The organism is Ruegeria sp. AO1 (assembly GCF_056535985.1).
Genome location: NZ_JBQFJC010000001.1, coordinates 1184837 through 1206704, shown reverse-complemented (window position 1 = coordinate 1206704; position 21868 = coordinate 1184837). Strand labels below are relative to the sequence as shown.

At 57.1% G+C, this 21868-nt stretch carries 19 protein-coding genes and 1 pseudogene; 17 read left to right on the top strand and 3 right to left on the bottom strand.

From position 1 onward, the window contains the following. The first annotated feature begins 153 nt into the window (after positions 1 to 153). The gene (locus tag ACR3FB_RS05940) at positions 154 to 1038 is read left to right on the top strand and encodes an NAD(P)-dependent oxidoreductase (protein WP_480565009.1); all 885 of its coding nucleotides are present in this window, start codon (positions 154 to 156) and stop codon (positions 1036 to 1038) included. Continuing rightward, the gene (gene denD, locus ACR3FB_RS05935; protein WP_480565006.1) at positions 1035 to 2003 is read left to right on the top strand and encodes a D-erythronate dehydrogenase; all 969 of its coding nucleotides are present in this window, start codon (positions 1035 to 1037) and stop codon (positions 2001 to 2003) included. Before ACR3FB_RS05940 ends, denD begins: the two co-directional genes overlap by 4 nt. Here denD and ACR3FB_RS05930 read toward each other — a convergent pair. Next, a complete protein-coding gene (locus tag ACR3FB_RS05930; RefSeq protein ID WP_480565003.1) occupies positions 2000 to 2650 on the bottom strand; it encodes a GntR family transcriptional regulator in 651 nt (216 codons plus the stop codon). The genes denD and ACR3FB_RS05930 overlap by 4 nt on opposite strands. Before the next feature lie 198 nt (positions 2651 to 2848). Here ACR3FB_RS05930 and ACR3FB_RS05925 point away from each other — a divergent pair, with 198 nt between their 5' ends. The 10 genes and pseudogenes from ACR3FB_RS05925 (at position 2849) to ACR3FB_RS05880 (ending at position 13854) form a co-directional block, all read left to right on the top strand. Continuing rightward, a complete protein-coding gene (locus ACR3FB_RS05925; RefSeq protein WP_170376099.1) occupies positions 2849 to 3862 on the top strand; it encodes a TRAP transporter substrate-binding protein in 1014 nt (337 codons plus the stop codon). Between the two features lie 79 nt (positions 3863 to 3941). Further along, positions 3942 to 5111, top strand: a complete 1170-nt coding sequence (locus ACR3FB_RS05920) for a mandelate racemase/muconate lactonizing enzyme family protein (RefSeq protein ID WP_480565000.1) — start codon at positions 3942 to 3944, stop codon at positions 5109 to 5111. A gap of 16 nt (positions 5112 to 5127) precedes the next feature. Further along, positions 5128 to 5970, top strand: coding sequence for a TRAP transporter small permease subunit (locus tag ACR3FB_RS05915; RefSeq protein WP_425083442.1), 843 nt, complete (start codon positions 5128 to 5130; stop codon positions 5968 to 5970). Beyond that, positions 5970 to 7592: a TRAP transporter large permease gene (locus ACR3FB_RS05910; RefSeq protein WP_170383340.1), complete on the top strand. Its 1623-nt coding sequence runs from the start codon at positions 5970 to 5972 to the stop codon at positions 7590 to 7592. The genes ACR3FB_RS05915 and ACR3FB_RS05910 overlap by 1 nt, the downstream gene beginning before the upstream one ends. Positions 7593 to 7602: 10 nt before the next feature. Continuing rightward, on the top strand, positions 7603 to 8553 hold the full coding sequence (locus tag ACR3FB_RS05905; RefSeq protein ID WP_425083443.1) for a phytanoyl-CoA dioxygenase family protein: 951 nt from the start codon (positions 7603 to 7605) through the stop codon (positions 8551 to 8553). A gap of 24 nt (positions 8554 to 8577) precedes the next feature. After that, entirely contained in the window at positions 8578 to 10080 is a 1503-nt protein-coding gene (locus ACR3FB_RS05900; protein ID WP_480564996.1) for a UxaA family hydrolase, read from the top strand. Then, positions 10077 to 11081: a Gfo/Idh/MocA family protein gene (locus ACR3FB_RS05895; RefSeq protein ID WP_480564993.1), complete on the top strand. Its 1005-nt coding sequence runs from the start codon at positions 10077 to 10079 to the stop codon at positions 11079 to 11081. Before ACR3FB_RS05900 ends, ACR3FB_RS05895 begins: the two co-directional genes overlap by 4 nt. A 107-nt stretch (positions 11082 to 11188) precedes the next feature. Beyond that, positions 11189 to 12109 (top strand): annotated as a pseudogene (locus ACR3FB_RS05890) (NAD(P)-dependent oxidoreductase); the annotation flags it as partial. A gap of 3 nt (positions 12110 to 12112) precedes the next feature. Continuing rightward, positions 12113 to 12994 (top strand): DMT family transporter, encoded by an 882-nt coding sequence (locus ACR3FB_RS05885; RefSeq protein WP_480564990.1) that lies wholly within the window; start codon positions 12113 to 12115, stop codon positions 12992 to 12994. Then, positions 12991 to 13854 (top strand): sugar kinase, encoded by an 864-nt coding sequence (locus ACR3FB_RS05880; RefSeq protein WP_480564987.1) that lies wholly within the window; start codon positions 12991 to 12993, stop codon positions 13852 to 13854. The genes ACR3FB_RS05885 and ACR3FB_RS05880 overlap by 4 nt, the downstream gene beginning before the upstream one ends. Here ACR3FB_RS05880 and ACR3FB_RS05875 read toward each other — a convergent pair. Continuing rightward, positions 13841 to 15037 (bottom strand): mannitol dehydrogenase family protein, encoded by a 1197-nt coding sequence (locus ACR3FB_RS05875; RefSeq protein WP_480564984.1) that lies wholly within the window; start codon positions 15035 to 15037, stop codon positions 13841 to 13843. The two genes, ACR3FB_RS05880 and ACR3FB_RS05875, sit on opposite strands and share 14 nt — an antisense overlap. Beyond that, positions 15038 to 16381, bottom strand: a complete 1344-nt coding sequence (gene uxaC, locus ACR3FB_RS05870; RefSeq protein ID WP_480565940.1) for a glucuronate isomerase — start codon at positions 16379 to 16381, stop codon at positions 15038 to 15040. Between the two features lie 123 nt (positions 16382 to 16504). Between uxaC and ACR3FB_RS05865 the strand changes: the two genes are divergently transcribed. The 5 genes from ACR3FB_RS05865 to ACR3FB_RS05845 all read left to right on the top strand — a co-directional run bounded on the left by ACR3FB_RS05865 (position 16505) and on the right by ACR3FB_RS05845 (position 21861). Further along, positions 16505 to 17521 carry a Gfo/Idh/MocA family protein gene (locus ACR3FB_RS05865; protein ID WP_170677386.1) on the top strand — a complete coding sequence of 339 codons (1017 nt, stop codon included), beginning with the start codon at positions 16505 to 16507 and terminating at the stop codon, positions 17519 to 17521. Further along, positions 17518 to 18519, top strand: coding sequence for a Gfo/Idh/MocA family protein (locus ACR3FB_RS05860; protein WP_170677384.1), 1002 nt, complete (start codon positions 17518 to 17520; stop codon positions 18517 to 18519). Before ACR3FB_RS05865 ends, ACR3FB_RS05860 begins: the two co-directional genes overlap by 4 nt. After that, positions 18516 to 19568 carry a Gfo/Idh/MocA family protein gene (locus ACR3FB_RS05855; RefSeq protein ID WP_480564981.1) on the top strand — a complete coding sequence of 351 codons (1053 nt, stop codon included), beginning with the start codon at positions 18516 to 18518 and terminating at the stop codon, positions 19566 to 19568. The genes ACR3FB_RS05860 and ACR3FB_RS05855 overlap by 4 nt, the downstream gene beginning before the upstream one ends. Continuing rightward, entirely contained in the window at positions 19565 to 20746 is a 1182-nt protein-coding gene (uxuA, locus tag ACR3FB_RS05850; protein WP_480564978.1) for a mannonate dehydratase, read from the top strand. The genes ACR3FB_RS05855 and uxuA overlap by 4 nt, the downstream gene beginning before the upstream one ends. 224 nt (positions 20747 to 20970) lie before the next feature. Next, complete coding sequence (locus tag ACR3FB_RS05845; protein ID WP_480564975.1) at positions 20971 to 21861, top strand: NAD(P)-dependent oxidoreductase; 891 nt, start codon at positions 20971 to 20973, stop codon at positions 21859 to 21861. Positions 21862 to 21868 lie beyond the last annotated feature (7 nt).

Here is a 21868-nt window from a genome sequence, read left to right as displayed (position 1 = left end):
GTGTTGTTTCGTTCGACAGGTCAACCGAGAAGCAAAGAAACCTTGGCGGTTTCGCAACGACTTCTGGAATGTGGGCCCAGAGCCGTTAGCGTATGACAGAGATTTTGGTTTGGCCATAACCGTGCGTGGCGCACCTTGGGAAGGACGTAGATGATGAGCAAACAGTTCAAAGTGGCTCTGTTGGGAACCGGCCTGATGGGAGCTCCCATGGCGAGGAATATTTTGCGCGCCGCATTTCCGCTCACTGTATGGAACCGCAGCTTGGAAAAGGCGAAACCGTTAGCAGCAGAAGGCGCGACATTGGCGGAAACTGCCCCGCTGGCGATTTCGGGTGCAGACGTAATAATAACGATGCTCTCGGACGGATACGCGACCCGCGCGCTACTTTCTGACGAGGCTTTCCTCGAACAACTCAAACCGGGGATGATCTGGATTGATATGTCCAGCGCCAAACCCGAACACACCAGAGAGCAATCCGCACAATTGTCCTCAATGGGGGTGCAGCATCTGGATGCCCCGGTTTCCGGCGGCACCAAGGGTGCCGAAGCTGGCACCCTCGCGATCATGGTCGGTGGCGATCAGGACGTTATGGAGCGCGTGCGACCGGTTCTGACAGCAATGGGGCGCCCTGTGCATGTTGGCCCAAGTGGTTCCGGTCAACTATGCAAATTGGCCAATCAAACAATTGTCGCTGTGACAATATCGGCTGTCGCCGAAGCGACATTGCTGGCTCAACAAGGCGGTGCAGACCCGACCGCGTTGAGGGCCGCACTGAAAGGGGGTTTTGCGGATAGCATTATCTTACAACAACATGGCGAACGCATGTCTGATGGGAATTTTGTCCCCGGAGGATTGTCTAAGTTTCAAATAAAGGATTTGGACAACACGCTAGAAGAAGCGCGCAGCCTTGGCGTCGAACTACCCAGCACCCAATCCGTGCGCGACCGTTTCGAATATCTGATAGACGAAATGGATGGGGCCGAACTGGATCATTCGGCTTTGTATCTGGAACTCAAAAAACGGAACGGAATGCTGTGACGCGAATCCTTGTTTTAGGCGGTGGAGGAATGCTTGGCCAGAAACTGGCCCATCGCATTTCGACCCAAGAAATTTTTGGAGCAGATGCTCAACTCTCACTGTTCGATCTCTCATTCCCGCTCGACAGTGCGCCAGGTAAGCAAATTGAGGGGAACTTGACCACGTCAGGCATCGCCAAGTCTGTTGCAGCTCAGCGCCCGGACGTCATATTCCACCTTGCAGCTATCGTTTCAGGCCAAGCTGAGACGGACTTTGCGTTGGGCTGGGATGTCAATCTTATGGCAACCTGGACACTGCTGAACGCACTCAAGGATGAACACGAGGCATCAGGAGGCGAGTACACACCTCGTCTGGTTTTTGCCTCGTCCATAGCAGTTTTCGGGGCACCGTTCCCCGACAAGATAAGCGATGAGTTCCTCTCGGCACCTTTGACAAGTTACGGAGCGCAGAAAGCGGCCTCTGAATTGATGATCACGGATTTCAGCAGGAAAGGATATATCGACGGTATTTCCTTGCGCTTACCCACTTTGTGTGTGCGCCCTGGCAAAGCCAACGCTGCCGCTTCGTCCTTCTTTTCAGGTATAATCCGAGAGCCATTGAATGGGGTTGAGGCTGTCTTGCCAGTTACCGAAACTGTTCGCCACTGGCACGCCAGCCCCCGCGCCGCTGCGACTTTTTTGACCCATGCTGCAACAATGGACACGCAGCTTTTGAACGACAGACGCGCCTTGAACATGCCGGGCGTAAGTTGCACCGTCGCCGAACAAATCGAGGCGTTGCGCGCCGTGGCCGGTCAAGATGCAGTTGGCCTAATCAAGCGAGAACCCGACGAGGCAATCGAACGAATCGTCAAGAATTGGCCGCGCGACTTTCAAACAGATCGCGCTCTGGAGTTGGGGTTCGAGGCGGAATCAAGCTTCGACGAAATCATTCAGGTGTATTTGGAAGACGATTTTCGGCGCTAGTCGCCCATCGTCTTTCCAGTTAGGTGGCGTTTCAGATGATCGTGAATTTTCTCTCGTGTTAACTGCTCATCCCCTGACAATGCTGCCTCAAGTATATCGGCATGGTGTCTTATGTTCTGAGAAATGAACTCAAAGTTCCGGTCTGCCACCATCAACTGCTGTCTGAATTGCGCGTAAACTCGGCCATGCATTTGTTTTAAGGTTTCCGAGCCACAGGCAGAAATGAGCGTTTGGTGAAACTCCTTCTCCGATGCAAACCATATCTCGATAAGGCCGCTCGGGTCGTCTGTGGCGTGAATGCGTTTTTCGATATGGCTGAGTTTGTGATGCGCGGCCGTCAGTCTTGCTTCCCAATCCACCCCGCCACTACGGATCGACATCGCGGTACCTTCGGCCTCCAACAAAACACGGACATGTGTCAATTCGATAAGCTTCTGCGGCGAACGCATTGGCACGCGGAAACCTTTTTGTTCCTGAAAGTCCACCAACCCTACAGCGGACAATCGAAAAAGGACTTCGCGAACTGCACTCGCAGAACAGCCATACTCTTTACGTAATTCTTCGGCCCGCACCTTGGCTCCATGCTCGAATCCATTCGAGATAAGGCGCAACTTAAGGTCTTGATAAATATCGACTTCTTCTTTCATCCCGGTATGTGCCTTCAAATTTTGTCCAAGTAGGGTCCTAAGCCTATTTTCGAGTTTACGCAAGAATCTCGAAATTTTTAGAAATTTCAAATTCTTCTTGTTGCATTCGATTCGTCGGCTTAACGTTTATCTGCGTGACGGCAAAGGAGGCGGCAAGATCTCCCTCTCCGCGCAACGCTCAACGTCTGGGAGGACAACATGAAAATAGTCAAGACAGCGGCCGTGGCGGCCGTAGCCACGACAATGGCAGCCGGTTTCGCGATGGCTGAAACCACGAAGCTTAGAATTCAAACCCATTTTTCGCCCGAAACTCTGTCTGGCCAGATGGCTGCAAAATTCGTTGAAGACATTCAGGAAATGTCGAACGGCGAAATCGAAGTTGAAATGTTCTATTCCTCTTCGGTGGTCAAATCAGTTGAAACCTTCGACGCCGCAGCTACGGGAATTCTGGATTGCGACATGACGGGCGGCGGCTACCAGACCGGTAAAAATCCGGCCTTCCAGTTTGCGGGCGACCTGCTCGGCGGGTATCAGAACCCCTATCAGCAAATGGCCTGGCTTCTTCATGGCGGCGGAAGAGAAGCTGTAAATGATCTGTACAACGGTTACGACATGGAATTCATCGGATGGTGGATCCCCGGGCCAGAGTCGCTGTCTTCGACCAAGCCGATTGCAAAAGTGGAAGACTTCAAAGATTGGAAGTTCCGCTCGCCTCCAGGCCTTGCAACCAAGGTGTTCGCGGAACTTGGTGCTTCTCCGATCGTGATGGACTTCAACGAAATCTTCACGGCGTTGGAAACCGGCATCATTGATGGTGCGGATGCTGCGAACCTGACGAACAACGTGGGTCTGGGTCTGTACGAGATCGCAGGTCACACAAACTATCCCGGTTTCCACTCCATGCCCGCAGATCACCTGGCATGTCGCAAAGACGTTTGGGAAGCGATGCCTGCGCACCATAAGAAGATCATGGAAGTCGCAATGGATAGCCTGGCATTGCACAATGCGACCATCAACGAAGTGCAGAACGCTCAGACAGCAAAAGACCTGAAAGCAAAAGGTGTTCAGTTGTACGAATGGACGCCTGAAGATCTGGCAGCCTATCGCGCGGCCGTTCAGGTCGGTTGGACTGAGTTCGCAACGACCCCTGAAGCACAGGCGCTGCTGGAAAGCCACATCAACTTCCTGCGTGACCTGGGCGCAATGCAGTAATCAGGCTGCGACCGACTTACGACACACGGAAAGGCCGCGCTTGCGGCCTCTCCGGTTCGGCGCCGGGATCCAGAACTTCATGAAAATCAACAGAATAATAAGTCACGTACTGCAGTACGACATGCCGGAAGTTCTGGGCTACTCGCAACAGTATTACGACAAGCGAACAACCCATCTGGTCGAGATTCAGACAGATGAGGGGGTGACCGGTTGGGGGGAGTGCTTTGGTCCCGGAAACGTAGCCATTGCCAACAAATCCATCGTGGAAAAGGTCATCCAGCCAATGGTCCTTGGCATGGACCCTTTGGACAAAGACGTGATCTGGCACAAGGTGTACAACCTTTTGCGAGACCATGGCCAAAGCGGAATGCCAATGCAGGCTTTGTCCGGGGTGGACATCGCACTTTGGGACATCACCGGAAAAATCTCTGGCCTCCCCCTCCATAAGCTTGTCGGCGGCGCGCATCGCACAAGCGTTCCTTGCTACGGCTACGGCATGATGCTCCGTGATGAACCGATTTCTAATCTGGCCTGCCGTTTTGAGGATGAAGCCGCAAAGATCAAGGAAATGGGTTTTACCGCCACTAAAATGAAAACCGGCCTTGGTCCGAAGCCTGATGTGCAGCTATGCGAAGCAGTTCGACGCGGAGTAGGAGACGACTTTCCTTTTATGGTCGATGCAAACCATGCCTACACGACTTCGGACGCATTTTATGTCGGTCGGGCGCTGGAAGAACTAGACGCATACTGGTTCGAAGAACCCGTCGCGCCAGAAGACATGGACGGATACCGAGAATTGCGCGCTTCGCTTAAAGTCAACATCTCGGGCGGAGAGGTGGTATTCAATCGCTGGGCCTGGCGCAGTCTTCTTGAAAATCGCGGAATAGATATAGCGCAGCCAGAAGTATGCGCTTTGGGCGGTGTTTCAGAGTATCTCAGGGTACTAGCCCTATGCCACGCACATTTCACTCCGGTCGTAAATCACGTCTGGGGTAGCGCCATCGCTGTCGCAACCAATCTGCATTTGCTGGCGGCCATGCCAGCAATTCCAGGCGGCTTGCATCCATGGGAGCCGATGCTGGAGTTCGACACAACGGACAACAAGTTTCGGGACGATCTGCTGACCGTTCCGCTGGAAATTCAAAATCAGGTCAAGGCCAATAACGGCCGTGTCACGATCCCGGCTGACCCTGGACTGGGTGTCGAACCGGATCGAGACTTTATCGATCACTACAGGATCGAAGGATAGGGACGAGGGTTACGCGATGCACAAGAATTCAGGCGGACCAATTGAATGGCTCATACCGTTGGCCTTCGTCGCGACGGCCAGTTGGCTTGTTTGGCATCTCCCTGCATTCCTATTGGATTGGCTGCCTTACACTTCTGAATCCCTCAAAAGTCAGGTAACGGAAATATATCTGCGCAGCGACATCACGCCCGAATTTTCTGGCGTGTTCGGGGGGTATGTCGACATCATCGACGTGGCCGCGCTTGTCCTTCTACCGTTTCTTGCAGTGATTGGTACCAAGACCGTGCGCCCAGCTACGATGGAGTTCGAAGGCACGACGGTTATGGATCGTTTCGCCCTGTTCATAGGCCGAGTGACGATGATGATGATCGCAATCATGACTGTCGTCATGCTCTACGAAGTCTTCATGCGCTACATCTTGGAAAAGCCGACCGAGTGGGCCAATGAAATGACACTCTGGTTCGCCAGCTTTGTGTTTTTGATGTCTGGCTACTACGCCATGCAGCAACGCAGTCACATTCGAATATTCCTGCTATACGACGCGGTTCCACGTTGGCTTCAGCGCGTTTTTGATACGGTCTCGACGATACTGATCGTGCTGTTTGCATTCTTTTTGGTCTACGGCAGCTACAAACAGGTGTTCGTCAACAAGCTCTATAAATGGGAGCTTTATGGCTCTGCCTTCAATCCTCCGATCCCAGCGACGTTGCAGCCGATGGTGCTGATCGTGATTACGCTCGTCGCAATGCAAGCAATTTTGAACCTAATCGCGGATTGGAACAAAGAACCGGAAATCCACACAGATGAACCGGACGAGGACGAAATTGAAATGATCAAACGAGCGGTGGGACAAGACTGATGGATATTGGAACAATCTCACTCATCCTGATGGTCGCCCTGATCGTGCTTCTGGCGATCGGGATGCCCTTGGGTCTGGCCTCGGCTTCCCTTGCGGTTCTGGTTCTTGTCCTGAAGTTCGAACCGACACTGCTTTTGAACCCGTTTTCATTTGGCGACGGGGTTCTGACCGGTCGGCCAGGTACTGGACCGCTCTATATTCTGGCGCAGAAGATATACGGGCTCTTAACGGACTACGTGCTCATATCAGTGCCATTGTTTATCTTTATGGCGTCGCTGTTAGAGCGATCCGGGATCGCGCGTGACATGTATTCGTCGTTGAATGTCTGGCTGTCCAGAACACGCGGCGGCATCGCAATCGTGACCTCGATCATGGCGGTGATCATGGCGGCCATGTCCGGCATCATCGGTGGTGAAGTTGTCCTGCTGGGCCTTATCGCCCTGCCCCAGATGCTGCGCCTCGGCTACGATCAGAACCTCGCGATCGGCGTCATCTGCGCCTCAGGGTCGCTAGGCACTATGATCCCGCCCTCGATCGTTTTGATCATCTATGGGCTGATCACCGAAACCTCGATCAAGTCGCTGTTCACCGCGTCTTTCATTCCCGGCTTCATGCTGGCCTCAATGATCATCCTGTACATCATTATCCGCACGCAGTTGAATCCTCATCACGCTCCGCTGCCGGAGCCGGACCCGAACGACCCCGAACCGGCTGAAAAACGCAAACTGTTTGGGGCCTTCATGAGCATCGTCGTCGCCGGGTTTTCCACAGTTCTGTTTATCCGGGCCGCGTTCTTCGAGCTTTCCGGATCAAACGCTGCCAGCCAGGGCGAGCCCGCGAGGCTGGGAACAGCTGACTACCTGCCCTGGTTTGCCGGCATTACAATCGTTGCCCTTCTGCTGATCTTCTTCGTCTTTGGCAGAGAGCGCGCCAAAATCGGGTGGGAAATGGGCAAAGGCCTCGTTGCGCCGCTGGTCGTCATCGGCGTCGTTCTCGGCTCAATCTACGGCGGGATCACAGGCATCACCGAGGCTGCTGGTATGGGCGCCTTCGCCGTCCTGATCATCGCCATCCTGCGGGGTGAAGGATCGTTCGAGCTGGTTTGGGATAGCTTGATGCGAACCCTAAAATCCACAGGCACCATCATTTGGGTTACGATCGGGGCCGCCGCGCTGGCGGGTGCCTACACAATTGCTGGCGGGCCCCAATACGTGGCAGACCTAATCGTCGGCCAGGAGCTGCCCACCATGCTGGTCATTCTGGTGATGATGCTGATCTTGCTGTTCATGGGCGCATTCATGGATTGGGTCGGCATCGTGCTGCTGATCATTCCGGTCTTTCTGCCGATCGTCCTGCGACTTCCCATCGAAGAAATCGGAATCTTTGGCCAGTTGGAGCCGAGTCATGTCGCTATCTGGTTCGGCGTCGTGTTCTGTATGAACATGCAGGTCAGCTTCCTGTCGCCCCCTTTTGGCCCGGCGGCGTTCTACCTGAAGTCGGTGGCCCCGCCGCATATCAGTCTGACGGATATCTTCCGCGGCTTCCTGCCATTCATCGGGATCCAATTGCTGGCGCTTTCCGTTCTTCTGATCTGGCCGGGCATCATCGCGCTGCTGTTGTGAGGTCGCAACCATGCTGACACAAGATCAGATTGGCAATTTCCAGACGGACGGATACCTCGTGGTCGAGGATGTAATTCCCAGCGATTTGCTGGATCGGGTACAGGCCGAATACTCGGACGTCCTGAACCGGCTCTATGACGGTTGGTACGAAAAAGGGCTGGTCAAGGACGAACCGTCAGGAATGACCTTCTGGGACAAACTTCTGTCCGCCTATCAGGCCGGTTGCGACTATTTTCAACCGCTGGACATCTCGTTACCCGGCGATCGGATCATGGCGGACACACCGTTCCATATTGGACCCGCAGTGTTCGACTTACTGACGGCCCAGCCCATGCTCGACATTGTCGAGCAGTTGATTGGGCCAGAGCTGGTTAGCAATCCGATCCAGCACGTTCGGTTGAAGCCCCCTGCCCTCAAGCTGTCCAAGGACGAGGTTCGCGCGCATATCACCGCGACAGACTGGCATCAGGACCGGGCGGTTGCTTTGGAGGATGCGGACCAGACCGACATGGTCACAGTGTGGATTGCCGTCAACGATGCAACGGTCAAAAACGGCTGCCTGCAAGTGTTGCCAAAGGCACAGGACCAATCCATCCTGCCGCATTGCGCGCGGACGCAGACTGGTATTGCCGACGGGTTCATCGACGAAGGCCGAGCCGTGCCCCTTCCTGTCAAGGCGGGCGGGATCATCCTGTTTCACCCTCTGACGCCGCACGCTTCGCTGGTCAATGAAACGGACCGGTTCCGCTGGTCGTTCGACATCCGCTTCAGTGCGGCGGGCCAACCCACCGGTCGAGACCATTTCCCCAGCTTCATCGCAAGGTCCAGATCGCGCCCAGAAACCGAGCTGCGAGATTGGCGCGTCTGCAAGTCCAATTGGGAAGCGGCGCGAGCAAGGCTGTCTGGACAACCGCATATAGATATTCACCGGTGGACATCGGACTCGCCGTTCTGCGCCTAGCTGCTGCCCCCAGGAAAGCTGACTATGACTTTTGTACGTTTAGATCGAACGGATAGCGTGGTGGTTGCAACTCGGCCCCTGGAGGTCGGCAATATGGTCGAGGATGTCACGACCAATGCGCGCATCCCCTCGGGACACAAGGTTGCCACGCGAAATCTTGCACCCGGCGATCCTATCAGAAAATACGCCCAGATTATCGGTTACGCCACCCAAATGATCGAACCTGGCGACCATGTGCACACCCACAATATCGAGTTCCGCAACACCAGCGTGGACTACGAGTTTGCGACGGATCACAGGCCTACGAAACCCGCCACCTCGGTCGATACGTTCATGGGCTACCACCGGGACAGCGGTCGCGTCGGCACGCGCAACTACATCGCCGTTTTGACCACCGTGAACTGTTCGGCGACTGCGGCCCGCATGATCGCGAACCACTTCACGCCGGACAAGCTGGCCGAGTTTCCGAACGTCGACGGCGTAGTGGCCTTTGTCCACGGAACGGGCTGCGGAATGGCCGATTCCGGCGACGGTTTCGAAGCTCTTCAACGGGTCATGTGGGGGTTTGCGAAACATCCCAATCACGCTGCTGTTCTGATGGTAGGTCTGGGCTGCGAGATGAACCAGATCGACTGGCTACTGGACGCGTATGGGTTGAAGCAGAGTGCAACCTTCCAGACGATGAACATCCAGAACGTCGCGGGATTGCGCCGGACCGTGGAAATGGGCATCAGCAAGATCAACCAGATGCTACCCATTGCCAATGAGGCGCGGCGCAGCGAAACCCCTGCGTCCGAACTGATGGTTGCGCTGCAATGCGGTGGATCGGACGCTTGGTCCGGTGTGACCGCGAACCCTGCGCTCGGACATGCCTGCGACCTGTTGGTTGCCCAAGGCGGCACCGGTGTCCTTGCGGAAACGCCCGAAATCTACGGTGCCGAACACCTTTTGACCCGCCGCGCCCTTGGTCGCGCAACTGGGGAAAAACTGATCGGACTGATCGATTGGTGGCAGGACTATACCGCCCGCAATCACGGTTCGATGGACAACAACCCAAGCCCCGGCAACAAGCAAGGCGGTCTGACGACCATCCTTGAGAAATCGCTGGGGGCAGCGGCGAAGGGCGGAACCACCCCCTTGACCGGTGTATTCAAATACGCCGAACCCATCACCGTCAAAGGCTTCACCTTCATGGACAGCCCCGGATATGACCCGGCCTCGGTGACCGGGCAGATCGCGGCCGGGTGCAACCTTGTGTGCTTTACCACGGGGCGCGGCTCTGCCTTTGGGTCGAAACCGGCGCCTACGCTGAAAATCGCCACCAACTCTGAATTGGCGGCGCGCATGCCCGAAGACATGGACGTGGATGCGGGGGACATTCTGACCAAAGGCGCCAGCGTCGAAGAGAAAGGACAGGAAATATACCGACGGTTGCTCCAAGTCGCCTCGGGCACACGGACCAAGTCCGAGGCGCAGGGCCTGGGTGACTACGAATTCGTTCCCTGGCAAATCGGAGCAGTGATGTGAAACGGATCCTTGTAGCCGGCGGTGGATTGATCGGTATCCGCCACATGCGCGCCGTGATCGAGCACCCCGGCTGCGTGTTGGTCGGGTTGGCCGATCCAGATGGCTCGATCCATATCGACGCGCCGCGTTTTGCCAGTATGGACGAGGTAGAGGGCCCGGTGGATGGCGTCATCATCGCGACGCCGACCCGCCTGCATGCCGAACATGGCATTCTGGCCGCATCCCGCGGTTGGCACATGCTGATCGAAAAGCCGGTTGCTGCATCGGTCGACGATGCCCAGCGCTTGAGGGCGGCCGTTCGCAAGGCCGATGTCCGCAGCCTTGTAGGCCACCATCGGCGGTATCACATAACCTTGCAGCACCTGAAAGAGGTGATCGCGCAAGGTACGATCGGACAAGTCATCAACGTCTCGTTGCTGTGGGCCATGCGTAAACCCGAGAGCTATTTTGAACAGAACTGGCGGACATCTGATGGCAGTCCAGTCATGATCAATCTGGTGCATGATATCGATGTCTTGCGCTTTGTGATCGGAGAAATCTCGGATGTCGTCGCCCTGCCCGGAGCATCAATCCGCGGATCGGATAGGATAGAAAGCGGGGCTGTTGCGATCGCGTTCGAAAACGGCGCGACGGGCACCATTAGTTTTGCCGACACCGCACCTAGCCCTTGGGGGTTTGAGGCCGGAACCGGCGAGAACCCGAACATCGGCACGACCCGTCAGGACATGATGTGGATCACGGGAACCAGCGGCGCTGTCAGTTTTCCCTCCATGACCCTGTGGCGTGGAAAGGATTGGGGCACTCCGGCCCAGAAAGACCAACTTACACGACCGGAACAACAACGCGCACCACTTGAGGCGCAACTGGATCACTTCCTTGACGTAATCGACGGCGCCCCTCCACTGATCGATGTCGAGGATGCAGCCCGGACGCTCGAGGTCACATCATGGATCGAACAGGGGCTGAAGGCACGAACAGCTCGAGCGCGAGCGCCGGCCTGATGGACATGCGGCCCGGCAAGAATACCGGAACACCCAAAGACCAATGATTATCCGTCGGGCAATATGAGCATTCAAACTGCAACGCCGTACGCGCCAGACACAAGAATGAAAACCAGACACATTCACGGAAAGGGAAACCAATGAGCAAACCATCAATCGGGTTTATCGGCTTGGGACTAATGGGCGGAGCCATGGTGAGCCGACTGTTGGACCAAGGATACTCGGTCGCTGTATTGGGAAACCGCGACCGCACATACCTGGACGCCGCGGTTGACCGTGGCGCCAGCGAGATGCAAAACGCCCAAGAGCTGGCTCAGGCCAGCGACATCGTGATGTTGTGCATGGGCACCTCGGAACAGGTCGAAAGCCGTATGCGCGGCGCAGATGGAGTGATCGCGGGATTGAAACCCGAGGCAATCGTCATCGACTTTGGCACCTCGCTTCCAGGCAGCACACGCGCCTTGGCCGAGGAGGTTGCCGCAGCCGGCGGAAGCTATCTGGATGCGCCGCTCGGTCGGACGCCGTCGCACGCGCTAGAAGGCAAACTCAACATCATGACGTCCGGTAACAAAGCTGCCTTTGACAAGGCTGAACCGACACTGAAGGATTTGGGCGAAAACGTTTTCTACCTTGGCCCCGTCGGCTCCGGACACACGATCAAGCTGATCAACAACTTCTTCGGAATGACCGTCGCAAACGCGATGGCCGAAGCCTTCGCCATGGCAGATATCACCGGAGTTGACCGCAAGCAGGTGTATGACGTTATGGCCGCTGGGCCGCTGCATTCCGGAATGATGGATTTCGTCAAAGCCTACGGCGTCGAGAATGATCCAAACCAGCTGGCCTTTGCCATCAAGAACGCGGCAAAAGACCTCGGGTATTATGACCGTATGGCACGCGATGCAGGCGTCACCAGCGTGATGTCGCAGTGCGCGCTTTCGGCGCTGAATGACGCGCGCGACCACGGTCAGGCGGATGACATGGTCAGCCAGATGGTTGACTACTACGTCAAGCGTTTCAACACCTGATCGATGGCCGTCACCGCCAACCCGAATGCGGACCTGCCGCGCCTTGGCATCGTGCTGATGCTGACGGCGTGGCTGTTCTTTTCGCTGGTTGACCTTGGGGCCAAATGGTTGGCGTTGGCGGGCGTGCCGGCATTTCAGTTGGCGTTTATGCGCTATGCGGGGCACTTCGTGATCTCAGTGGGGGTGATCGCCAAGGGCGGGATTGAGGCCAACCGGTTCAAGACCGACCATCCATGGCAGGTCATTAGCCGGGCATTACTGTTGATCTCGGCGACCGTTTTCAATTTTTATGCCCTGCGGTTTTTGCCTCTAACCGTCGTGTCGGCAATCATGTTCTCAAGCCCGGTCATCGTGTGCTTCCTGTCCGTCTTCGTGTTGAAAGAGAGCGTGGGTCCATGGCGTTGGGCGGCTATCATACTGGGCTTTCTGGGGGTGTTGGTTGTCGTGCGGCCGTTTGGTTCGGCCTTTCATCCGACCATGCTGCTGATCGTCTACAATGCCACCGCTTTGGCTTTGTACTCGATCATGACGCGCAGGCTGTCCGGGGTTGTTGCCGTGGACACCATGCAATTCTACCTGGGGCTTACCGGGACGGTGGTCCTGCTGCCCTTCGCCATCTGGTTTTGGGTCCAGCCGGAAAACACGTGGAGTCTGATTGTCCTGATCAGCCTTGGCGTCTTTGGCTGGTGCGGGCATCAACTGCTGACGAACGCGCATCGGTTCGGAACTGCGAACCAGTTGATGCCATTCACCTATTCATTCCTGATCTACGTAGCGATCTGGGGCTATCTGTTCTTTGACACGGTACCGGACGCATTCACGTTGGCAGGGGCTGCGCTGATCATGGTCGCCGGGCTCATCATCTGGAAAAGAGAAAAGAAATGACGCGAATTGCCTGCATCGGTGAAGCAATGATCGAGTTGTCCATGCTAGAGACCGGCGCAAAGGTGGGCGTCGCGGGCGATACGCTGAACACGGCCATCTACATGCACCGCACCGCTCCGGATCTGCAGGTGGAGTATGTGACATGTTTGGGCGACGATCCATTCTCGGAGCGCATCGCCGGCTTTATCGCCAGTCATGGCATCGGGACATCTGGCATCCGCATCATTCCGAACGCCTCGCCGGGATTATACGCGATCACGACATCTGCGGACGGTGAACGCAGCTTTACCTATTGGCGCAGCGAGGCGGCCGCCCGCCAGCTTTTTGCTGATCACGACTTCAGCCTTCTGAACGGTTACGATGTGCTGTACTTGTCAGGGATTTCGGTGGCCATTCTTCCGCAATCTGTGAGGCTTGCGCTTCTGGATTGGCTCGAAGGCTCTTCAGTCAGGTTGGTCTATGACAGCAACTTTCGTCCGCGTCTTTGGGACAGCGTCGAACACGCCCGGCAGATTAACCAAAGGCTTTGGCAGCGTGCGGATATTGCCCTACCGTCCATTGACGACGAGATGGCGCTGTTCGGGGAAAGCGCGGATCAGGTGGCGGCACGATTTACCGATCATCACGGTGTCGGTGCCTTGAAACGCGGAGAGAATGGCCCTCTGTCCATCGGTCAGAACATTGACCAAACCTATGAACCTGCCAAAAATGTGCTGGACACCACAGCGGCGGGCGACAGTTTCAACGGTGGGTACCTCGCGGCCTTACTGACGGGAAAATCGCAGGCCGAGGCCCTGATGGCCGGACACAATCTGGCGTCCACCGTCGTTCAGTTCCGCGGCGCGATCATTCCCGGATAAGTGGCGCGAGATCTTCGGCACCGACAAGACGCAACAGCGGCACTACCGGATCTGGCTGCTTGACAGCCGAGGCGATTTCCAACACGCAAGGATCGCTCAGCGCCCTGCCCTTGGCGGTCTCGGACATGCAATAGGAGATCCAGGCCCGCATCCCCGCAATCACCGCCTGAGAGCCGGTCCCACGGAGTGTGGGAACAAACCGATACGGCAGCTTCTGGCTGCCATCCATTGCGATTTGGTCCAGACGGTGCGCCAGCTCGGGGTTTTCAAAACGGCGCAACAGAGCCTCGGCATAATCCGGAGCTTGTGCTTGTAGTGCTGCTGGTAGCGTTGCGACCGCATCCTTCATCAACTCGGAAACCAGCGGGCGCAAAACCGGGTCTCGAACCGCTTCGTGAACGTAGGTCAGGCCTCGCTCCAACCCGACATAAGCCAACAGGGAATGGGCACCGTTCAGCATGCGCAGCTTTCGCATCTCGTGCGGGGCTACGTCATCGACCAATTGCACGCCCGGCCAATCCGGGTGAGGACCGGCGAAATTGTCTTCGATCACCCACTCCGAGAACGCCTCGGTCGGAACAGCCATAGGATCGCCGCTGATTGCGCGAACGGCGTCCGTGGTGGCCGGGGTGATCCGGTCGACCATCGCGTTGGGGAAGCGAACGGCACCCCAATCCACGTCCAACCCGGCTGCTTCCACAAAATCGGCAACTGCCGTTTCTAACGTTTTGCCGTTTTCCATTCGGTTGTCGCAGCTTAGCACCGTCACAGGCTTGCGCCGTCCCGCAAGGCCGAAAGCTAGAAACCCGATCAGCGTCGAAGGCCCCTGCCCAGCCAGATCGGCGGCAATCGCCGGGTCCTGATGGTTCAGATTGCCCGCGGCGTCCAAATGGTAGCCTTTCTCGGTGACGGTCGCCGAAATGATCTCGGCATTCGCCATCACATCGAAAATCGCTGCGCGATCCTTGGGCGCGACCAGAACGTCCCGCAGAGCTTTGATGCGCCGGACGCCCTGCCCCTGCACGCACAAATCGTACTCGAAACCTTGTCGCGCCAATCCATCCCTAACCGAGGATGAACGCAGGCTGACGCCGACAACGTCCCATCCGCCAGCTTGATCGGTGTAGTCCAGCAAATGCGCCCGGGCGAAGTTTCCAAGGCCGAAGTGAAGAATAGTACCCATCTAGCTTTGCAATCCGTAAACCTGTTTCGCCAGATCGACCGACAGCAGCCGCGCCAAATGCTCGGCACTGTCCCGACCGAAGTAACCGCGCGCAACCTGCTCGGCCAGATGAATCGCAACACCCCGTCGCCACAGGTCGTGCCGTGCTGGAATGGACAGAAAAGCCCGCGTGTCGTCATTGAATCCGGCCAGATTGTAGTATCCGGCCGTTTCAACGACCTGATCGAAATACCGCGCAATCCCGGCTGGGCTGTCGTGGAACCACCAAGGCGGCCCGATCCGAAGGCACGGCCAATGTCCCGCCATAGGGGCCAGTTCACGGGCGTAGGTGCCTTCGTCCAATGTAAAGAGTATAATGCGCAGTTCGGGCGAGTTTCCGACCCGGTTCAGCAGCGCCTCAAGGCCCGTGACCCAATCCATCGCGATTGGAATGTCGGCCCCCTTGTCACGTCCGAAGTCCCGCATTACCGCGTCGTTCGTGTTGCGCTTGCTGCCAGAATGTATCTGCATGGTCAGGCCATCATCGACAGACATCTGCGCCATTTCGATCAGCATATGACCGTAGAACCGGCGAGCATCCTGTTCAGTCCCGTCCTGCCGTCTCAGCCGTTGGTACAGCGCATCCGGGTCGTCCAGCCACTCAGTCTGCACGCGTTCGATACCGTGGTCGGTAGCCGTACAGCCCAGCTGGATGAAATAAGCCCGCCGCATTCGGAGCGCATTGAGGTAGCCATCATAGCTGCCCAGATCGCAGCCTGTCAGCTCGGCCAACTTGTTCAGGTTTTGCACGAACTCCGGGTCCGCCCCATCCAAAACCCCGTCTGGGCGGAACGTCGGAATAACCCGCCCGCCCCAACCGCTTTCACGGACATCCCGATGCTCCGCGAGGCCGTCGAGAGCGGAATCCGTGGTGGCCAGAACCTCAATTCCAAACTTGTCGAACAAAGCCCTCGGACGAAATTCGGGTCGCGCCAGCTTTTCTGAGATTCCATCGTAAATCAGGTCTGCCGTGCGCGAAGAAAACTCCTCAGACACACCCAACGTTTCATGCAACACATAGTTCATCCAGATCCGTGATGGCGTTCCCAGAAACAGATGCCAGTGCTCGGCAAAGGTGCGAAAAACGGCGCGAGGATCCTTCTTTCGCCCCTCTTCCCCAACGCCAAGTTCGGACAAGGGTACGCCCTGCGAATAGAGCATACGGAACACGTAATGGTCGGGAACCACAAGCAGCTCTGCCGGGTTGGGAAACGGCGCATCGGTTGCAAACCACCCCGGATCGCAGTGACCATGCGGAGACACGATCGGGAGGTCCTTGATGCCCAGGTATAGGTCTTCTGCCATCCCATTCAAATTACCAGTCAATTCTGCCTCCGATACTTCTGCCCGCAATTGTTAGCACAGTTTTTAATGGTTGCATCTTTCCCGTTCGAACCCGCAGACTGACCGGGTGATCCGGGGGAACGAATGAATATTGCGCTGATTGGTTTGGGGATGGTTTCGGGCACGCATGTCGCTGCCATTCAGGCATCGGAGCAAGGCCTCAATCTTGCTGGCGTCCTCGGGCGCAATCCTGAAAAAGCAGCTGAGTTCGCGCAGCGAAACGACACTCGCGCGTTCAGCTCGGTCGAGGAAATCGCAAACGACTCAAACGTCGACTTTGCGATCATCGCAACCCCGCCTGATCAGCGTACAGAGTTGGTTCGGGTTCTTTCGACTGCTTCGAAACCGATCCTGATGGAAAAGCCTATCGAAAGAACGCTGGACGCCGCGACAGCCATTGTCGAGCAGTGCGAGGTGTTAGGTGCGCCGCTGGGCATCGTCTTTCAGCACCGCGCCCGCGCCGCCTCGCAGGCACTGAAATCAGCCATTGAACAGGGTGAGTTGGGCACGATCGCCACAGTGGAGATCCGTGTCCCCTGGTGGCGCGATCAGAGCTACTATAACGAGCCGGGTCGAGGCACTTATGCACGCGACGGAGGCGGTGTCATGATCTCGCAGGCGATCCACACGCTTGACCTCACGATGTGGCTGCTGGGGCCGATCTCGGACATTCAGGCTGTAATGAGAAAAACTCCACTACACGATCTCGAGGCCGAGGATTGGGCAGGTGCAGTCTTTGAAATGGATAGCGGCGCGGTGGGAACTTTGATGGCGACTACTGCCGAATACCCTGGGGCCGCTGAAGCTATCACGATCCAGGGCACCCGCGCCAAAGCGCATCTGGAGTCAGGTGTCCTGACCTTGACCGCTTTCAATGGTCAGAAGTCCACGGTTGGCGAAATGTCCGCCACAGGCGGAGGGGCCGATCCCATGGCGTTCACCCATGATTGGCATCAGGCGGTTATCGAGGATTTCGCCGAGGCCATCGCCGGTGGAACGCGGCCCATGGCCACCGGACGCAGTGCCCTTTTGACCCACGCCGTCATCGACGCGATGCAGATCGCCAATCGAACCGGCCAGAAAACACGAGTCATCTCATGAGCCTGACCTGCGTCGCCCTTGGCCTGGACCACCGACATATCTATGGCATGACGGAAAACATGCGTAAAATCGGCGTGGACTGCGTTGGCTACTGGACACAAGGCGATCCGGAAACGCTGCCGGGCTACGTCAAAAGGTTTCCCGATATTCCGCGGCTGGCCCGACTGGAAGACGCCCTAACCAGTGGGGCGGATCTAGCGCTGATTTCCGCAATCCCGGCAGACAGAGCTGCCTTGACGATCCGGGCCATGCAAAACGGCATGGATGTCATGACCGACAAGCCAGGCTGCACGACGTTCGAACAACTCGACCAGATCAAGCGAACAGTCACGGACACCGGCCGCATCTGGTCGGTGAATTTTTCCGAACGGTTTGAAACGCCCGTCAGCACCCGAGCGGCCGAGTTGGTCGAGGCCGGTGCCATCGGGCGCGTGATCCAGACGGTCGGACTTGGCCCCCACCGATTGAACCGGGCAACCCGGCCCGAATGGTTTTTTCAGCGTGAACGCTATGGCGGCATTCTGACCGACATCGCCTCGCATCAGATCGATCAGTTCTTGCACTACACAGGTTCGGAAACCGCTGAAATCACAAACGCTTATGTGGCGAACTACGCAAACCCCAACGATCCCGGATTGCAGGATTTTGGCGAGGTCAATCTACGAAGCGAGAATGGCACCGGTTACATCCGGGTTGACTGGTTTACGCCGGATGCCCTTCCGAACTGGGGGGATGGTCGTCTGACGATCCTAGGAACCGAAGGCTATATCGAGTTGCGAAAATATGTTGATGTGGGTGGGGCCTCAGGGACGGACCATCTGATCCTCGTCAATGGTGAAACCTGCCAAAAGATCGACGCATCTAACGCCGGCCTTCCCTACTTTTCGCGCCTCGCCGATGACATCCGCAACCGGACGGAAACCGCGATGACGCAGACCCACTGCTTTACGGTCATGGAACTGGCACTGCACGCGCAGGAAATGGCGGAACGCGGATGATCAACGTTGCGATCCTTGGCGCAGGTATCGGTGCGCAACATCTGAGCGCACTGGAACGGCTTGACCGCACTTTCCGCGTAACCGCCGTTGTCGACCAGAATACGGACCGGATCGAACAGATTCGACAGAACGCGAATTTTCGAGCACTTACCAACATTCAAGACGCGCTGGATGATCCGGCGATTGATGTCATCGACATCTGCCTGCCGCCCCATCTGCATGTACCGACCACCCTTGCCGCACTGGCCGCAGGAAAACACGTTGTCTGCGAAAAGCCTCTTGCGACCTCGATGCAGGATGTGGATCGGATCACGGCGGCCGCAAGCAGCGCGGGCAAGCATGTGTTTCCAGTTTTTCAATACCGGTGGGGTCCGTCACTGGCCCAATTGCGCCACCTGCAACGCGCAGGCCTGACCGGAGCGGTTCAAACTGCCGCGCTTGAAACCCATTGGTCCCGAGGGGCAGACTATTACGCGGTTCCGTGGCGGGGAACATGGGCCGGTGAACGCGGCGGCGCAGTGCTGGGCCATGCCATCCACAACCATGATCTACTGACTCATATCGCGGGTGATATCGCTTGGGTGTCCGCAATGGCTACAACGCGGGTCAACCCGATCGAGACCGAAGATTGCGTAGCGATCTGCTTTGGCATGACTTCCGGAGCATTGTGCACAAGCAATATCACACTAGGCGCCGCCACGGACGAAACCCGCCTGCGGTTCGTCTTTGAAAAGGTGACCGCCACCTCCGGCTCCGAACCCTATGCCCCGGGTCAAACGCCCTGGACATTCGTCGCGCGGGACCCAGTTGATCAAGCCGCTATCGACGAGGCTCTTGCGGCCGCCGCCGCCGAGCCAATTGGTTTCGAAGGCTTCTTTGCCGAAGTCGGCAAGGCACTGCGGTCCGAGGCAAATTCGGCCGTTACGCTGCAGGACGGCACTGCCTCCATCGGCCTTGTGACAGCGATTTACCACGCGGCGCGCACCGGGCAGCGTGTTGCCCTTCCCATCAGGCCCGATCACCCGCTGCATGAAGGATGGCTGCCATGAAACAATGCTGGCGTTGGTTCGGACCCGATGATCCGATCGCCCTGGCCGATCTCCATCAAGTCGGGGTTCAGGGCATCGTCACCGCACTGCATCACATCCCCCCTGGACAGCCCTGGGACGAACCGAGCATCGCCGATCGGCAGGCCGTTCTGGCCGCTGCCGGGTACAGTTGGGACGTTGTCGAAAGCCTGCCCGTCTCCGAAGCGATCAAGACGCAATCCGTAGACATGGCCGAACATCTGCAGGCGTATAAGTCCAGCCTCAGGGCCCTGTCCGCCCGTGGCATCAAAGTCGTTTGCTACAACTTCATGCCAATCCTTGATTGGACGCGCACCGCCCTTCGCGCCCCGCAGCCGCATGGCGGAACGGCCATGCTGTTCGATCTGACCGATTTTGCTGCTTTCGACATATATATTCTCGAACGTCCGGGCGCGTCTGAAGACTATTCCAGCGATGTCCAGCAAACGGCCAGGGATCGCTTCTTGCGCATGTCGGATGAATCCAAGGCCCAGTTGCAACACAATGTCACTGCGGGGCTGCCCGGCGCCAACGATCAGTGGAGCGTGCAGGACGTGCGCGCTTTGTTGCAAACATATGCGCATATAGACCGTGACCGGCTTCGCGCAAACCTCATAGACTTCTTATCTGAGGTCGCCCCAGTGGCCCAAGAACTGGATCTGCGCTTGTGCTGTCATCCGGATGATCCGCCGTTCTCGTTGCTCGGTCTGCCGCGGATCATGTCCAGCACCGATGACTACGGCACCGTTCTAGATGCGGTTGATTTGCAGGCGAACGGCGCAACCTTGTGTACCGGATCGCTGGGAGTGTCCCCCGAATTCGATGGGCCGGACTTCGTGCGCAGGCATGGCGACCGGATTCACTTTGTTCACTTGCGGAATACCCAACGCATCGCAGGATCAGACAGTCAGAAGCCGGACTTTTTTGAGGCCCCGCATTTGGAGGGCGACACCGACATGGTCGGCACCATTCGCGAGTTGATGAACGAACAGCGCCGCCGCAAATCCCAAGGGCGTGGCGACTGGAAAATTCCAATGCGGCCCGACCACGGACAAGAACTCCTGAGCGATCTGGGCGGACACAGCACTCCCGGCTATCCACTGATCGGACGAATGCGCGGGCTGGCGGAACTACGCGGCATCATGGCGGCGTTCTCGTAACGCGTCTGATCAGACAGTTTCTTTCCGCCCGCAACACTTCTTTGCTTGCCTGAGCGCCGCATTCTTCGTTTACTTACGGTACGTAAACGGGCAGCGGGGTGTCTTCCGGACTCGCCCGACGTCTGTTCAAGACGCGTGAAACTCCCGCGAAAACCGATGCGATTTGGCATCATTTTTCGAAACGTCTGCCATACGGAAATGGCGGAAAAACGGGAGGATTCTAAATGAAAACAGCAGGCGTAATCGGTCTTGGCGACATGGGCAGCGGCCTTGCAAAGAACCTGATCAAGAGTGGCTTTGAAACATCCGGTTTCGACCTGAGCGAGACACGCATGACGGCGTTTACCGACATGGGCGGCCTGACCAAGGACAGCGTGGGACACGTCGGCCGTCATGCAGCCGCTGTGTTTGTCATGGTGATGAACGGAGATCAGGCCCGCGATGTCATTCTGGGTGAAGATGGCCTGATTGCGAACATGGCCAAAGGCGGAACGGTCATCCTGTCGGCCACCATTACTCCGGCTGAAGCAAGCGCTATCGGGCAAGACATGGAGGGTTCGGGCATCCACCTGATCGACACCCCGGTCTCGGGTGGTTTTCCCGGCGCGCAGAACGGCACATTGACGATGATGGCTGCCGGTACTGCGGATGTGCTGGACCGAAATGCCGAAATCATGCAGGCAGTGTCGGCAACCATTCATCGGGTCGGAGAAAACGCAGGCGACGGGCAAACCGTGAAAGCCTGCCTCCAATCCCTTATCGGATCGATCTTTTCCGCCACGTTCGAGGCTGCGGCCCTGGCGGCCAAAGCCGGTGTCAACGGTCAGGCCTTGCTTGATGTGTTCTCGTCCTCCAGCGCTGGGTGCGGAGTCGTGAACACCGCCCTTGAAAACATCATTGATCGCAAGTTCGAGGCCACCGGCAGCCATATCGCAACGATGCACAAGGACCTGACGATCTCTCTGGCACTGGCCGGTGCGTTGGGCGTTCCCATGCACACAGCGTCATCCGCAATGCAGATCTTTCATGCAGGAAAAACCAAATATCCGAATGGCGACAACTGGGTGTGTACTCGCGTCATCGAAGAGATTGTTGGCGCTGAATTGCATCGCTGAGGGGGTC

Excerpts from the sequence above, each read along its gene's own strand:
- ACR3FB_RS05900 (WP_480564996.1), top strand. The coding sequence starts at position 8,578 with ATGACTTTTGTACGTTTAGATCGAACGGATAGCGTGGTGGTTGCAACT.
- ACR3FB_RS05925 (WP_170376099.1), top strand. The coding sequence starts at position 2,849 with ATGAAAATAGTCAAGACAGCGGCCGTGGCGGCCGTAGCCACGACAATG.
- ACR3FB_RS05865 (WP_170677386.1), top strand. The coding sequence starts at position 16,505 with ATGAATATTGCGCTGATTGGTTTGGGGATGGTTTCGGGCACGCATGTC.
- ACR3FB_RS05905 (WP_425083443.1), top strand. The coding sequence starts at position 7,603 with ATGCTGACACAAGATCAGATTGGCAATTTCCAGACGGACGGATACCTC.
- ACR3FB_RS05910 (WP_170383340.1), top strand. The coding sequence starts at position 5,970 with ATGGATATTGGAACAATCTCACTCATCCTGATGGTCGCCCTGATCGTG.
- ACR3FB_RS05885 (WP_480564990.1), top strand. The coding sequence starts at position 12,113 with ATGGCCGTCACCGCCAACCCGAATGCGGACCTGCCGCGCCTTGGCATC.
- ACR3FB_RS05845 (WP_480564975.1), top strand. The coding sequence starts at position 20,971 with ATGAAAACAGCAGGCGTAATCGGTCTTGGCGACATGGGCAGCGGCCTT.
- ACR3FB_RS05915 (WP_425083442.1), top strand. The coding sequence starts at position 5,128 with ATGCACAAGAATTCAGGCGGACCAATTGAATGGCTCATACCGTTGGCC.
- ACR3FB_RS05855 (WP_480564981.1), top strand. The coding sequence starts at position 18,516 with ATGATCAACGTTGCGATCCTTGGCGCAGGTATCGGTGCGCAACATCTG.
- uxuA (WP_480564978.1), top strand. The coding sequence starts at position 19,565 with ATGAAACAATGCTGGCGTTGGTTCGGACCCGATGATCCGATCGCCCTG.
- ACR3FB_RS05930 (WP_480565003.1), bottom strand. The coding sequence starts at position 2,650 with ATGAAAGAAGAAGTCGATATTTATCAAGACCTTAAGTTGCGCCTTATC.
- ACR3FB_RS05880 (WP_480564987.1), top strand. The coding sequence starts at position 12,991 with ATGACGCGAATTGCCTGCATCGGTGAAGCAATGATCGAGTTGTCCATG.
- ACR3FB_RS05875 (WP_480564984.1), bottom strand. The coding sequence starts at position 15,037 with ATGGGTACTATTCTTCACTTCGGCCTTGGAAACTTCGCCCGGGCGCAT.
- uxaC (WP_480565940.1), bottom strand. The coding sequence starts at position 16,381 with ATGGCAGAAGACCTATACCTGGGCATCAAGGACCTCCCGATCGTGTCT.
- ACR3FB_RS05920 (WP_480565000.1), top strand. The coding sequence starts at position 3,942 with ATGAAAATCAACAGAATAATAAGTCACGTACTGCAGTACGACATGCCG.
- ACR3FB_RS05940 (WP_480565009.1), top strand. The coding sequence starts at position 154 with ATGAGCAAACAGTTCAAAGTGGCTCTGTTGGGAACCGGCCTGATGGGA.
- ACR3FB_RS05860 (WP_170677384.1), top strand. The coding sequence starts at position 17,518 with ATGAGCCTGACCTGCGTCGCCCTTGGCCTGGACCACCGACATATCTAT.